This is a genomic window from Pseudarthrobacter sp. YAF2, from assembly GCF_052113345.1.
GTDB lineage: Bacteria > Actinomycetota > Actinomycetes > Actinomycetales > Micrococcaceae > Arthrobacter.
The window spans coordinates 1-13542 of sequence record NZ_JBFRDA010000022.1 but is presented as its reverse complement, the minus strand read 5'-3'; the positions used below and the strand labels follow the sequence as shown (position 1 = coordinate 13542).

Here is a 13542-nt window from a genome sequence, read left to right as displayed (position 1 = left end):
GCGTGACCCTCCCACCAAAGAAGCAGGCCATGAACAACACCAACTCCGCCGACGGCTTCGCCACCATCTCCGTCGCAGCCATCCTGGCCGAATCGGCACACCGGACTCCGGACAGCATCGCCCTCCTCGTCGGTGAGGACCAGGTCAGCTACCGCGACCTGTGGAACCAGACCCGCACGTACGCCGGGGCCTTGCGGGCGCGCGGCGTAGGCCCGGGAGACGCCGTCGCCGTCCTGATTCCCAACGTTCCGGACTTCGCGCGGGTGTACTACGCCATCCTGTCCCTGGGCGCCGTCGTTGTCCCTGTGCACGCCCTGCTCAAGGCCCGCGAGATCGAATATGTCCTGCAGGACAGCGGGGCCGGGCTGCTGATCTGCGCGGCCCCGCTCCTGGCTGAGGGCGCGGCAGGCGCCGCGGCCAGCGGAGTGGACGTCTTGACGGTGCTGGCCCCGGACGACGACGGGTTCCCCCGGCTGGAGACGGAGGCCGCCGCCGCAGAGCCGATCCGGACCTACGAACCGTGCCGCCCCTCGGACACGGCCACGATTCTTTACACCTCGGGCACCACGGGCAAGCCGAAGGGGGCGCTGGGCACGCACTTCGCCCTGGTGGAACAAACCAGCGTCCTGCTGACCAGCGTGATGGACTTCAAGCCCGGCGATGTCCTGTTCGGTGGACTGCCGCTCTTCCACACCTTCGGCCAGACGGTGGTCCTCAACACCGGGCTCCGCGCCGGCGCCACGATCGTCCTGATGCCACGCTTTACCGGCGCAGATGCCCTGAAGCTGCTGGCGAAGCACGACGTGAACATCTTCCTAGGCGTGCCCACCATGTACGTGGCGCTCCTGGAAGCTGCCAAGACGGTGCCGGACCGGCCGGCCTCCCTGCGGTACGGCATCTCCGGCGGAGCATCGCTTCCGCTGGCCATAATGGACAGGTTCCGGGACGTCTTCGGCGTGGAAATCCATGAGGGCTACGGCCTCACGGAGACCTCACCCGTGGCGGCGTTCAACCACGTGGGCACCGCGCCGCGGCCTGGAACCATCGGGGTCCCGATCTGGGGAGTTGATATCGAAATCGCCCGGCCGGAGGTGGTAGAGAGAATCGAGCTGCTGCCCAGCGGTGAGCTCGGCGAACTCGTCATCCGCGGACACCTGCTGATGAAGGGCTACCTCAACCGCCCGGAGGCCACGGCAGAAGCCATGGTGGACGGCTGGTTCCGCAGCGGGGACCTTGGGACAAAGGACGACGACGGCTACCTCACCATCGTGGACCGCAAGAAAGACATGATCATCCGCAACGGCTACAACGTCTACCCGCGGGAAGTCGAGGAAGTCCTGCTGACGCACCCGGCAGTGGTCAGCGCCGCCGTCTACGGCATTCCGGACGACGTCCATGGACAGGAGGTCGCGGCAGCGATTGTGCTGGACGCGGGGGCCACCCTCACGGAGGCCGAGCTGATTGAGTTCGCCAGTACCCGGCTTGCGGCCTACAAGTACCCGCGCGTAGTAAGGATCCTGTCCGAGCTCCCGCTCGGACCGAGTGGAAAGATCCTCAAGCGGAAACTGGCCGAGGACCCGGCCTAGGTGTAATTTCCAGGGCCGAATCGTGCCAGCCTCGACAAACCCCACCGTTCCGATCTCCCGAAGGGACCCGGCCCGTGACCGCGCCCAGCCGTAACGAGTACACCACCATTGACGTTCCGGTCCGGGGCGGCCTCCTCCGTACCGCGGTCTGGGGGTCACCTGATGCCGGGGCGCCCACCGTTCTTGCCGTGCACGGGGTGACGTCCTCGCACATGCAGTGGGCGGTCCTGGCCGACGCGCTCCCCGGCGTCCGCATCATTGCGCCCGACTTGCGAGGACGCGGACACAGCAACAGCCTGCCCGGCCCCTACGGCATGGCGTCGCACGCCCAGGACCTGGCTGACGTCCTCGACGCGGTCTCGGCCAGGCAGGTCCTGGTGTTGGGGCATTCCATGGGAGCGTTCGTGGCCGAGGTGTTTGCACACCTCCATCCCGACCGGATCAGCTCGCTCGTCCTGGTCGACGGCGGGCTGCCCCTTCCCGTACCCGCCGGCGTCACCGTGGACCAAGCCATCCAGGCGATCCTCGGGCCGGCCGCCGCCCGGCTGTCCATGACGTTCCCGGACCACGAAACCTACTTGGATTTCTGGCGAAATCATCCCGCCTTCGCAGCAGACTGGAACACCGACGTGGAAGCCTATGCGCGCTACGACCTGATGGGTGAAGCTCCAGACCTTCACCCATCGACCGTCGTGGAAGCCATGAGCGAGGACTCCAGGGACCTCCTGGCAGGGGAATCAGTCCGCCGTGCGCTGGATAACCTGCGCCACGCCACCGTGCTGTTGTGGGCGCCGCGAGGACTTCGCGATGAATCCCCCGGCCTTTACACGCAGGAAATCGTGGAAACGCACCTGCATGGCCAGCCGTTGAAGAGGGCAGAGCTGATTCCTGGCGTCAACCATTACACCATTGTCATGGGAGGCGCCGGGGCGGCCAGGGTTGCCGCCGTCGTCAAGGACATGTTGGCGCAGGAGGACCTCAAGGCGCGTTGAATTGCCGCCCCCTCAGGGAGGCCGAAAGATTCTCCGCCCTCCCGCGAGCCAGGACGGCCGCTACAAGGGAGACTGGGGGAATGACACTTGCACCGCTCATCCCCCTCAACGACGGCAACAGCATCCCCCAACTCGGTTTAGGCACCTGGCCGCTGGACGACGATCAGGTGGCGGCCGCCGTCGTGCAGGCCGTGGAAGCCGGGTACCGGCACATTGATACCGCGGTGAAGTACGGCAACGAACGTGGTGTGGGCAACGGCATCCGGGCCACTGGCCTGGACCGCAGCGAACTCTTCGTCACCACCAAGCTGGACGGTGAATTCCAAGGCCACGACCGCGCCGTTGCGGGGCTGGAGGGGTCCCTGAAGCGTCTGGGGCTGGATTATGTGGACCTGCTGCTGATCCACTGGCCGCTGCCTGGCAGGGACCAATACGTTTCCACCTGGCAGACGTTTGAACGGCTCCAGGCCGAGGGAAAGGTCCGGTCCATCGGGGTGTCCAACTTCAAGCCGGCCCACCTGGAGCGCCTGATGGCAGAGACGGATGTGGTGCCGGCGGTCAACCAGGTCCAGCTCAACCCCGCGATTACCCGGACCGCGGAGCGCGAGTTCCATGCCGCGCACGGGATCGTCACGGAATCCTACAGTCCACTGGGCGGGCAGGGCGCGGGTTTGCTGGGCGCGCCCATCCTGGCGCAGCTCGCTGAAAAACACGGAAAATCCCCTGGCCAACTGGTTCTGCGGTGGCACATACAAAACGGATTGGTAACGATTCCCAAGACCTCTTCTCCGGAGCGGATGCAGGAGAATTTGGATGTGTTCGATTTCGCCCTGGACCCGCAGGATCTAGCGGAACTTTCAGTCCTGGACGACGGTCCCGGCGCTGGCAACGATTCCGACAAAACCGGGCACTAAAATCAGCCTGAAGTGCACTTTTTTCGACGAACGGGGTTGGCAAAAAGATAGTAAGCATGATTACTATTGAGCCAGAAGGATGAAGTGCCTCCGGGACCCGGAGGCCTCCTCTACGTAGGAAGAGAGCGACAAATGGGATTTATTGCATTTCTGATTCTCGGACTTATCGCTGGTGCGATCGCTAAGGCGATCCTCCCGGGCAGGCAGGGTGGCGGCTGGGTCATCACCTTGATCCTGGGCGTTGTTGGCGCGCTCCTCGGCGGCTGGCTGGGCGGAATGATCTTCGGCAGTGGACTGCAGGAGTTCTTCTCCATCCAGACCTGGCTGCTGGCGATCGTCGGCTCGCTGATCGTCCTTGCCATTTACGGCATGGTCACCAGGCGCAGCGCCCGCGGCTAACTGCACGGGCAAGCCAGGAAGCCGGCTTGGGGACACCCTCCCCAAGTCGGCTTTCATTTTCTCCGGTAACGGGCAAGCGCTGGCCGGGCCGGAACTGACAACCTTCTCGCAGAGCAGGAGTTCATCGTGAAAAACAAGCTTCTTTTAGGTGTGGGCGTCGCCATCGGCTACGTTCTCGGCTCGCGGTCGGGCCGTGCAGCTTACGACAAGCTGAAGGCCCGAGCGGCCGGTATTTGGGACAGCAAGCCCGTCCAGGACAAGGTGGCCGTGGCAACGGAGGCCGTCAAGGAAAAGGCGCCCGAAGTGGCCGACCAACTGGGCGAAGCCGCCCGCAGGGCAGGCACCGTGATCGGCTCTGCAATGCACCGGGACGGGACGTCCGGCGGGAGCAAGTCCTCCGCCGCCGGTACATCCCCAACTGGTGACGCGGCAGGGCTGGGCGAGGACCACATCCCCGCACACAGCACCCACCCGGAGACCACCAACCTTGGTACCTCGGACGGGGCCGGAGGAAAAGCCTGACTCCTGGTCCGCGCCCTTGGTTACGTGCTTCAGCCGCGTGACAAGCGGACTTGACCAGTCTTGTGCTACAACTGAATCGCTTTGCTGGCCGTCGCGATCCTTGGGGGACGCGGCGGCCAGCATTGTCTTAAGCAGGTGACGCTGGCCTTCCCCTGGCTTAGTCCTTGCCGATCCCCGGCGGTACACGGCCCACAACCACCGTCGCGTCCAGGTCCTCCGAACGGACGGTCTCTGTCCGGAACCCGGCCGCGGCCATGATGGCAGAAGTTCCGGCCGCCTGCCGTTCACTGGTCTCGATGAGCAGGTGCCCCCCGGGGGCGAGCCACTCGATGGATCCGGCGGCAACGCGTCGATGGAAGTCCAGTCCGTCCGCGCCGCCGTCCAACGAGATCGCCGGCTCGTACAGCCGGGCTTCGGGCGGCATGGTCCTGATGGCTTCGGTGGGAACATATGGGGCGTTGACAGCCAGCAGCCTGACCCGGCCGCGCAGCGTCGATGGGAGCGCCTCGAACAAATCGCCACGATGAACGCTGCCGCCGAGTGGTTCGATATTCCGCCGCGCGCACTCCACGGCTGTGGCGTCGATGTCAGCGGCATGCAGGTCCACTCCGGGCAGCGCTCGAATCATAGCCGCTCCCACGGCGCCGGACCCGCAGCACAGGTCGACGACAACCGGAGGTTCCGCAGACGGGCTGGTGGACAGCAGCGCCACAGCCTGGCAGACCAGCAGTTCAGTGCGGCGCCGCGGGACGAAGACGCCCGCCTCAACACGAATTCGCCGGCCGGCGAACTCCGCCCAGCCGAGGACGTATTCCAGCGGCATCCCCGCAGCGCGGCGCTGGACATTAAGGGCGAGTTCCGCAGGCCCGGTGGCTTCCGACAGCAGCAGCCGGGCCTCCTCCTCAGCGAAAACGCAGCCAGCCGAGCGCAGGAGCGTCACGATGTGGTCGAAGGCCGCAGTGGGGTGGCTGTCAACAGCGCTTGATTCAGGAACTGGCATATGAACGCCTCTCAGTGAACCGGCGGCAACCCGCACCGTGGCCAGCCAGCAGCCAGGGACCAAAAGCTCCAAACGGGCCATGCTTGGACATCCGAAACGGCAGAAACGGCACCCGCGCCCCTTCTGCCATGGCCGGAATCCCATGCTAACGGCCCGCCCGGTTCACGGAAACGGGGGCGAACTGGCAGAAGGATGGAACCACGACCTCCGGCACAGCCAGCAATATTCTTTGAATCGGCAGCTACACCCCTTTGACGACCATTCAAGACCCGTGGAGGGCCCCTTCCACCGCCGCGAGCAACGCATTGAACCTCTTGTTTGCGGGAAGGTCGTCGAGGTAGAGGGGTTTGCCGTCGGGGCCGCCCAACGGAACCTGCCAGTTGGGGTACAGCGCCTCGGTGGTTCCGGGCTGGTTCTGGACCCGCCGCTCCCCCACCGCATCCACCAGGGCCACGCCGAGCAGCACCGACGGTGCCTGGGCCAGCAGGAGGTGCAGCGCCTCGATGGTGTGTTCCTCAGCCGACTGTCCACCGGCAGCCACCTCGGAGAGGTACCCCCGTTCGCGCAGCAGGGCGAACATCTTTTCCAGCGACGCGTTGTGTTCGGCCCGCTCTTCCTCCTCGGAGCGCTCCAGCAGGCCAAGACGGCTCCGCAACGCCACGTGGTCCCCGGCGAGGTAGCCGGCGGTGGGCGGGAGGTCGTGGGTGTTGACGCTGGCGAGTGCCTGCGTACGGTACTTTTCCGGCGCAAGCGGCGAATCGCCGTCGTACTCGAACCAAAGAATGGACGTGCCGAGGATGCCGCGGGCGGCGAGGTAGTCGCGCACCCATGGCTCGAACGTGCCCAGGTCTTCCCCGATCACCACGGCACCTGCGCGGTGCGCTTCGAGGGCGAGGATGCCGATCAGCGCCTCATGGTCGTACCGGACATAGGCGCCGTCCCCCGGCGCGTTGCCCTGCGGGATCCACCACAGCCGGAACAGGCCCAGGATGTGGTCAACGCGGATACCGCCGGCGTGCCTGAGCACGGTGGCGAGCATGTTGCGGAACGGCTCGTAGCCGGTTTCGGCAAGCCGGGTGGGGTGCCATGGCGGCTGGCCCCAGTCCTGGCCCTGCTGGTTGTACATGTCCGGCGGCGCACCCACACTGGTGGCCGGCGCCAGCACGCCGCGGAGCGTCCACGCGTCGGCACTGCTGTGGTCCACCCCCACGGCGAGATCGTGCACCACACCGAGCCGCATCCCGGAGCGCAACGCGGCCTGCTGGGCCTCCTCCAACTGCTCGTCGCAGATCCACTGCAGCCAGCGGTGGAACCCGATCCGGTCCGCGAGCTTCTCCCGCAGCGCCTCCGCCTCACGTGTTCCGATGGCGCAGGCCGGGTCCGTCCACAGCGGATCGTCCGGCGCGAGGTCCTCCCTGATGGCGGACCACAGCGCGAAATCATCCAGGCCGCTCCCGGAGATGCGGCAGAACTCGTCGAACGCTGCCTGCCGGGCCGGCGAGCGCCGCGTGTGGTATAGCATCTCAAGCGCCTGCAGCTTCGCCGCGTACACAGCATCCCGGTGCAGCCGTGCACCGTCCCTGTTCAGCCCGGCGACTTCCTCGTGCAGCTTTTCCAGCGCCGCCCGCTTCCGCGGCCGAAGGTAGGCAAGCTCGGGAACCGCCTCAATGCGGATGTACAGCGGGTTGAAGAACCGCCGCGTGGACGGTGAGTAGGGCGAGGGCTGGACCGGCGGAACCGGCTCAGCCGCATGCAGCGGATTGACCAGCACATAGTCGGCCCCGCGCTCGCCGCTGATGGCTGCCAGGTCCGCCAGGTCCGCGAAATCGCCGATGCCCCACGACCGCTTGGACCGGACCGAATACAGCTGCGTGGCCAGGCCCCAACCGCGGCGCTCCACCAGCGGTGCCGCCGTGTCCAGCCGCGCAGGCGTCACCACCAAGGTGGCGGTGGCCGTGGCGCCCTCGGCGTCGGCGTGCAGGGTGTGCCAGCCCAAGGGGAGGTCCGGCGGCAGGGAAAAGGTGGCACGGCCGGTCGGGACGCCGTCGACGTCCCGGGGCTGGACCCAGACGTCCTCCTGGGCCGCCTCCAGTGAGCCCGCGCCGCCTTCGAGCGTGACCGTCAGCCGGGCCGTGGCGCCGTCCCGGACGTGGACCGGGACCTGGGCGGGCTCGCCCTGCTTAATGACGACGGCGGGCGGCAGCATCCGACGCCATGGCGCCAGTTCCGCCTCCGCCAGGGCAGCTTCGATGTGCTGGTTCGTATCGGCTTGCACACCCAGGGCGGCGAGCACCTTGATCAGCGTCGATTCGGCAACGGAGTGCGGGAGCCCGTCCCACCCCTGGAAGGTCGTGCCAACCCCGTGCGCGTCCGCCAACTGCTGGAGCAGGTGCGGATCCACCGGCGCCTGGGCGGCGGGAGGGTCTGCGGGCATGCATGGCCGTGGTGCGTGCTGCTGGTCTGAAGCCGTCATGGGTGTCCGCCTCGTCTGTGATGGTCCCGAACTTACAGTGCTGCCTGTTGCCCCGGGAGCTGACACCCCAGTGCACAACCGTTGGTTCAGATTATTGCAGGGCGCAGCCGGGGCGAAACCCGGACCGCAGATGTCGGCGAAGCCACAAAACGTCATCCCGGGCCCTCCGGTTACTTCATGCGAAGAAAAGAGAAGGACTAAGGCGGAAATCTGCGGTGGTCTGCGGAATCTGTGTAGCGTCATGACGATCCACGGCGCGGCAACCATATGGAGGAGACCGGAGATGGGCCTTAGCGAACTGCGGGTGTTCGGACGGTCGGGCACCCCCATCAGCCCACTCACCCTGGGCACCATGAACTTTGGCGAGGGGACCGGCGGCCCGCCGGGCGCCCCCACCGGCGCGGATGACGCCATCCGCATCATCCATGCGGCGCTTGATGCCGGCATCACGGCCATTGATACGGCCGACGTCTATTCGCAGGGCGAGTCCGAACAGGTGGTGGGCCGTGCCCTGCGCGGCCGGCGCGACGACGTCTTCCTGGCCACCAAGTTCCACGGCCAGATGAGCCCCAATCCGGCACACTCGGGGAACTCCCGCCGCTGGATCACCCAGGCCGTCGAGGGCAGCCTCCGCCGGCTGCAGACGGACCGCATCGACCTCTACCAGGCGCACCGGCCCGACTACAACACCGACGTGCTGGAAACCATCACCACCCTCAACGACCTGATCCGCCAGGGCAAGATCCTCTACTACGGCACCTCGGTGTTTACGCCGGCCCAGCTTGTCGAGGCACAGTGGCTGGCCACCACCAACCACCTGATTCCACCGCTGGGCAACCAGGTTCCCTACTCGCTCCTGGTCCGTGGCAATGAACGCGACGTGCTGCCCATCGCCCAGCAGTACGGCCTGGGCGTCCTCGCTTACGGCCCGCTGGCGGGCGGCTGGCTCTCCGGCAGCTTCGTCCTGGACTCAGGCAAGCCGCCCACCCGGGTGCACACGCTTCCAGGCCGGTACGACATTTCCGGGCCGTCGAGTGAGCGGAAGCTGCTCGCCGCGGATTCTTTGGCCCGGCTGGCGGACAAGCTGGAGATATCCCTGGTTGACCTGGCCGTAGGCTTTGCCCTGACCCACCCCGCCGTCAGCAGCGTGATTATCGGCCCGCGCAGCGAGGAACACCTCCAGGCGTACCTCCGCGCCGCGGACGTCCAACTGGGCGAGACGGTCCTGGACGCCATCGACGAACTTGTTCCACCGGGCACCAACTTCGTGGAGCGGGACGCGGGCGCCATTGTCCCGTCCATCGAGTTCGCGGAATTACGACGCCGGTAGCGGGCTCCCGGCCGGCCCGCACCCAGGTGCCGCGCCCCGTGAAGGCCGGTACCGTCGTCGTGCCTTCTGATTTCCGCCGGCAGAGCTCCACCGTCCAGTGCCTATGATGGCTTCGATGAAGGCCCTGTTCACCGTAGGTCACGGCACCGCGTCCCAGGAGGATTTCACCAAGCTGCTCCGCGCCGCCGGGACGGAATCGCTGGTGGATGTCCGGATTGGGCCGGGCAGCCGCAAGTATCCGCATTTCGGCAAGGATCGCATGGCCGACTGGCTGCCTGCTGCCGGCATCGGCTACCGCTGGGAGCGACGGCTGGGCGGCTTCCGGAAACTGCCTCCCGATTCCCCGGACACGGCCCTGCGCAATGAGTCCTTCCGCGCCTATGCCGCCTACATGCGCAGCGAAGACTTCGCCGCAGCTGTCGAGGAACTGGTAACCGGCTCCCAGGCCGTCCAGACGGCGATCATGTGCAGCGAAACGCTGTGGTGGCGCTGCCACCGCAGGCTGATCTCAGACCACTGCGTCCTGCTGGCCAACGTGCCGGTTGAACACCTGATGCCGCCGGACAAGGCGGTACCGCACGTTCCCACCAAGGGCGTGCGGGTGCTGGGCAATGAGCTGCGCTACGACGTCCTGGAGTGACCGCCGCCCGGGTGGCCGGGCTATTGACTAAGCGGTAGAAGACTCCTACGGTCGATACCGGAACCGCCTCCCAGGGAATACAGGGGCTGCCATGCCAATGTCCGATGAGGAGCGACGCCTGCTCAAGGAGCTGGAACTGGGGCTGATCGCGGACGATCCCCATCTGGCCATGGAACTGCTGTCCGGCTATCCAGCGCGCCGTTTCCCCACCGGCCTTTTCCCCGGGTTGGCAGCAGCCGTGATCGGCTTGGTGCTCATCCTGGCGGGGGCAGGACTGCCGGCCCCCGGCGCGGTAGTGCTAGGAATTCTGCTGCTGGGGTTGGGCGCCTGCCTGTTGCTGGGCCCGATCGGGCTGAACCGGAGCACGCGGCGGCAGCCCACCGCCTGACGGCACCGCCGCTAATTGTGGACCGGTGATGGCGGGTGCGCCTGGTACCGCGCGTGGCCGCGGCGCCAGGATGAACAGACTGGCCAGGACCGCGGCAGCGCCAAGCCAGCCGAGAGGCGGAAGCCTCTCCCCCACCACAAGTACCGCCAGCACGGCAGCCACCACCGTTTCGAGCAGCGAGATACTGGTGGCCGTACTCGCGCCCACCCTGGCCAGGCCCCAGCCGAACAGGAGATAGCCGGCGAACATCGGCACAACCGCCATATAGGCCCCGACACTGATGGTGGTCCAGGACGCCAGCAGCGGGCCGCCTGTGACGGCGAGGACCGGCATTAGGAGGAGCCCGCCCAGGCCAAAGACTGTGCCCATGGCGGCCCTGGGCGTGACCCCGCCGCCGATCACGCGGTGAGCTGCCCATGAATAGAGGGCGTAGGTGCTGCCGGCCAGCAGTCCCAGGAGGACTCCCGCCATGGTGGTCCAGGAATCCGGGGCGGCCGCGGATCCGGCCGGGGCGTGCCCTGCAAAGGACAGCAGCGCCGCTCCACCAATCCCCAGCAGCGCGCCGGCAATCCACCGCCGGCGCAGCGGATTCCTGTCCGCTGCCCGCTCGATGAGTGCCGCCGCGATGGGCGCCGAGCCGATGGAGACTACCGTTCCCACGGCCACGCCGGAGAGGTGCATTGAGCTGTAGAAGGCCAGTGGGTAGACAGCCACCGCCGCGGCCCCCAGCAGCACCAGGCGCCACCGACGCAGCAGGCCGCCTGGCTGGTTGGCAATATGCCGTGCGGCGTACAGAGCCTGCAGCAACCCGCCCGCCCCCATGGCCACCGCGCCGATGGCCAGGGGACTCACGCCCGGCGCGAACGTGGCGGCCGTCCCGGTGGTCCCCCAAAGGACGGACGCCGCCACCACGGACAAGGTTCCCCAGAGCTGCGCTTTCGGGTGGCGTGGAATGGTGTTCACAGTGCATCCAACAGCTGCGCGGCGATGGTACGGGCTTGCCGCAGCGGCGCGTCGCCGCCCTCCAGGCCCGCCCTGGCCATGGCTCCCTCAAGCAAGAACGCCAAGTGGGCGGCAACGGCGGGCACCTGGCTTTCACGCCCGGGCAACAGTGCCGTGACGTGCCGGGCCAGGAGGTCCTGCACTTCCTCTTTGTGCTGACGTACAGCCGCCCGGCCAGGATCTCCCGTGGGCAGTTCAGCCGCAGCGTTGAGCAGCCCGCACCCGCGGAACCCATGCTGGTAGGCGGCGTTTGCGTGGTCCAGGTACGCGTCGAAAACCGCCAGTGCCTGCTCCGCCGGGGTGACGGCACCTTCCAGCCGGCTGCGGTAGAGGCCCAGCCATTCCTCGTGCCGTGCTTGCAGGTAGGCGTCCACCAGGTCCGCCTTGGACGTGAAGTTGTTGTAAAGGCTCTTCTTGGCCACGCCGGCCTCGGCGGTGATCGTGTCAATCCCGGTGGCCGCCACGCCGCGGGCATAGAAGAGGCGCGCGGCCGCGTCGAGCAGCAGTTCCCTGGCGGGGCGGCGGGCGGGTGCCGGGATGCTGGATGCAGGCATGGGGCTCCTTGCGGTGGAGGTAGGTAGACCAGTCTACCTACCTCCACTCCGACGGAAACGCTCTTGTGGTCCAAGCAGTGCGGGCTGCTGTGGATGCTGCTTCAGCCCCCGGACGTGGCCTTGAGTTCGGCCCGGGCGGACAGGGCTTTGAGCTGCGAGGCCAGCGATTCCACCAGGAGTTCCGGCGGCTGGGTGATGTCGGCCAGGACGTGCGCCTCATCCTCTTCCAGCTGCTCAAGCGCCGCGAACTGGGATTCCAGCAGGGTTCGCGGCATGAACTCGTGGGCACGGGCATCCATCCTCGCGCCGATGGTGGCCTCCGTGCCGGTGAGGTGGATGAAGACAACCTCCGGCGCTGCGCTGCGCAGCAGGTCCCGGTAACGGCGCTTGAGTGCCGAACAGGCGACGATCGGCGCAACTGCCGTACCGTCGTCGTCCGTTCCCGCAAGCAACTGCCCCAGGCGGGCGAGCCATGGTTCCCGGTCGCTGTCGGTGAGCGGAATCCCGGCGCCCATCTTCTCCTTGTTGGCTGCGGGGTGGAAGTCGTCGCCGTCGAGGAAGGGCATGCCGAGCCGCCGGCCCAAAAGGGCGCCAACGGTGGACTTCCCGCAGCCGGAGACTCCCATCACCACCAGCGGAGGCAGATGGCCGCTCATTGGATCTGCCCCGCATCGCCGAAGCTCAGAAGCACCTTGCCCGAGCTGGTGGAGTCCTTGGCGGTTTCGAAGGCCTGCAGTGCCTGGGTGAGGGGGTATTCGTGGGTGATGACGGGCTCGATGTGCAGGGAACCGTCCGCGAGGGCGGTGATGACCTGGTCGATTTCGTCGTTGAAGCGGAAGGAGCCTTTGAGGTCGAGTTCGCGGGTGATGGCCAGGGAGATGGGGACCGGCTGCATGCCGGTGGGCAGCAGCCCGACCATGACCACGGTCCCGCCGCGGACCGCGCCGGTGATGGCTGAGGCCAGGCCGTGGTGGTTGCCGGAGGATTCGATCACGACGTCGGCCTCCACGGCGGCGATCGCTGCGGTGTCCGCGGCGTTGATCACCTCATCGGCCCCGACGGCGCGGGCGATCTGAAGGGGTTTGGGGTGCAGGTCGACGGCGGTGACCCGGGCGGCGCCGGCCCGCTTCAGGACTGCGACGGCGAGGGCGCCGATGGGACCGGAACCGACTACAAGCGCCGTCTTGCCCGCCACGTCCCCGGCCCTGGACACCGCGTGCCAGGCCACGGACGCCGGCTCGATCAATGCTGCGGTCCGCAGGTCCAGTCCCGCCGGCAGGGCCCGGAGCATCCGCACCGGGAGGTTCACGTACCGGCTGAACGCCCCATCGGTATGCGGGTAGCGGGCGGCGCTGCCCAGGTACGTGCACCCCGGGGACAGGTTGGGCCGGTCCGCCGGATACCGCGCCGCGCCGGGACCCGGCGTGGCGGGGTGGACGGCGACGGCGGTCCCGGCCACCGGGCCTGCCCCGTTGGCCGCGGCCCGCACCACCGTCCCGGAAATTTCGTGGCCCAGGACCAGCGGCGCCTTCAGGATCGACTCCCCCGCCGCACCGTGTAGCCAGTAATGCAGGTCCGAACCACAAATCCCGCCGAACGCCACCTCCACCACCGCTTCGTCTGCTGCCGGCCGGGGCAGCGGGACCTCATCGATCCGCAGGTCACCGGCGGCATGGGCCACCAGCGCCGGACCCGTGGCCGGCAATTCAAGGTCAAGGGGCGTTGCCATCAAACCACCACCG

The 13542-nt window shown here is 67.4% G+C and carries 14 protein-coding genes; 8 read left to right on the top strand and 6 right to left on the bottom strand.

What is annotated here, in order from left to right:
- The first annotated feature begins 29 nt into the window (after window positions 1-29).
- The 5 genes from AB4Y79_RS19480 (at window position 30) to AB4Y79_RS19460 (ending at window position 4413) form a co-directional block, all read left to right on the top strand.
- Window positions 30-1586, top strand: a complete 1557-nt coding sequence (locus AB4Y79_RS19480; RefSeq protein ID WP_441865378.1) for a long-chain-fatty-acid--CoA ligase — start codon at window positions 30-32, stop codon at window positions 1584-1586.
- Between the two features lie 74 nt (window positions 1587-1660).
- Entirely contained in the window at window positions 1661-2578 is a 918-nt protein-coding gene (locus tag AB4Y79_RS19475) for an alpha/beta fold hydrolase (protein WP_441865376.1), read from the top strand.
- An 80-nt stretch (window positions 2579-2658) separates the two neighbouring features.
- Window positions 2659-3492, top strand: a complete 834-nt coding sequence (locus tag AB4Y79_RS19470) for an aldo/keto reductase (protein WP_441865373.1) — start codon at window positions 2659-2661, stop codon at window positions 3490-3492.
- Between the two features lie 132 nt (window positions 3493-3624).
- Window positions 3625-3891: a GlsB/YeaQ/YmgE family stress response membrane protein gene (locus tag AB4Y79_RS19465; RefSeq protein ID WP_308928877.1), complete on the top strand. Its 267-nt coding sequence runs from the start codon at window positions 3625-3627 to the stop codon at window positions 3889-3891.
- Between the two features lie 126 nt (window positions 3892-4017).
- On the top strand, window positions 4018-4413 hold the full coding sequence (locus tag AB4Y79_RS19460) for a YtxH domain-containing protein (protein WP_441865370.1): 396 nt from the start codon (window positions 4018-4020) through the stop codon (window positions 4411-4413).
- Window positions 4414-4570: 157 nt separating this feature from the next.
- Here the strand turns inward: AB4Y79_RS19460 and AB4Y79_RS19455 are convergent, their stop codons facing one another.
- Both AB4Y79_RS19455 and malQ read right to left on the bottom strand, forming a co-directional pair.
- On the bottom strand, window positions 4571-5413 hold the full coding sequence (locus tag AB4Y79_RS19455; protein WP_441865367.1) for a putative protein N(5)-glutamine methyltransferase: 843 nt from the start codon (window positions 5411-5413) through the stop codon (window positions 4571-4573).
- Between the two features lie 262 nt (window positions 5414-5675).
- The gene (gene malQ / locus AB4Y79_RS19450; protein WP_441865365.1) at window positions 5676-7886 is read right to left on the bottom strand and encodes a 4-alpha-glucanotransferase; all 2211 of its coding nucleotides are present in this window, start codon (window positions 7884-7886) and stop codon (window positions 5676-5678) included.
- 283 nt (window positions 7887-8169) lie between these two features.
- Between malQ and AB4Y79_RS19445 the strand changes: the two genes are divergently transcribed.
- From AB4Y79_RS19445 to AB4Y79_RS19435, 3 genes are all read left to right on the top strand, one after another.
- Complete coding sequence (locus AB4Y79_RS19445) at window positions 8170-9216, top strand: aldo/keto reductase (RefSeq protein WP_441865362.1); 1047 nt, start codon at window positions 8170-8172, stop codon at window positions 9214-9216.
- Window positions 9217-9331: 115 nt separating this feature from the next.
- Window positions 9332-9856, top strand: coding sequence for a DUF488 domain-containing protein (locus tag AB4Y79_RS19440; RefSeq protein ID WP_441865360.1), 525 nt, complete (start codon window positions 9332-9334; stop codon window positions 9854-9856).
- Between the two features lie 91 nt (window positions 9857-9947).
- On the top strand, window positions 9948-10244 hold the full coding sequence (locus AB4Y79_RS19435) for a DUF3040 domain-containing protein (RefSeq protein WP_441865358.1): 297 nt from the start codon (window positions 9948-9950) through the stop codon (window positions 10242-10244).
- Here the strand turns inward: AB4Y79_RS19435 and AB4Y79_RS19430 are convergent.
- The 4 genes from AB4Y79_RS19430 to AB4Y79_RS19415 form a co-directional block, all read right to left on the bottom strand.
- Window positions 10155-11207 (bottom strand): DMT family transporter, encoded by a 1053-nt coding sequence (locus AB4Y79_RS19430; RefSeq protein ID WP_441865355.1) that lies wholly within the window; start codon window positions 11205-11207, stop codon window positions 10155-10157. The two genes, AB4Y79_RS19435 and AB4Y79_RS19430, sit on opposite strands and share 90 nt — an antisense overlap.
- A complete protein-coding gene (locus tag AB4Y79_RS19425; RefSeq protein WP_441865353.1) occupies window positions 11204-11800 on the bottom strand; it encodes a TetR/AcrR family transcriptional regulator in 597 nt (198 codons plus the stop codon). Before AB4Y79_RS19425 ends, AB4Y79_RS19430 begins: the two co-directional genes overlap by 4 nt.
- 101 nt (window positions 11801-11901) lie before the next feature.
- Entirely contained in the window at window positions 11902-12456 is a 555-nt protein-coding gene (locus AB4Y79_RS19420; protein WP_441865350.1) for a gluconokinase, read from the bottom strand.
- Window positions 12453-13529 carry an L-idonate 5-dehydrogenase gene (locus AB4Y79_RS19415; protein WP_441865470.1) on the bottom strand — a complete coding sequence of 359 codons (1077 nt, stop codon included), beginning with the start codon at window positions 13527-13529 and terminating at the stop codon, window positions 12453-12455. Before AB4Y79_RS19415 ends, AB4Y79_RS19420 begins: the two co-directional genes overlap by 4 nt.
- Window positions 13530-13542: the final 13 nt, after the last annotated feature.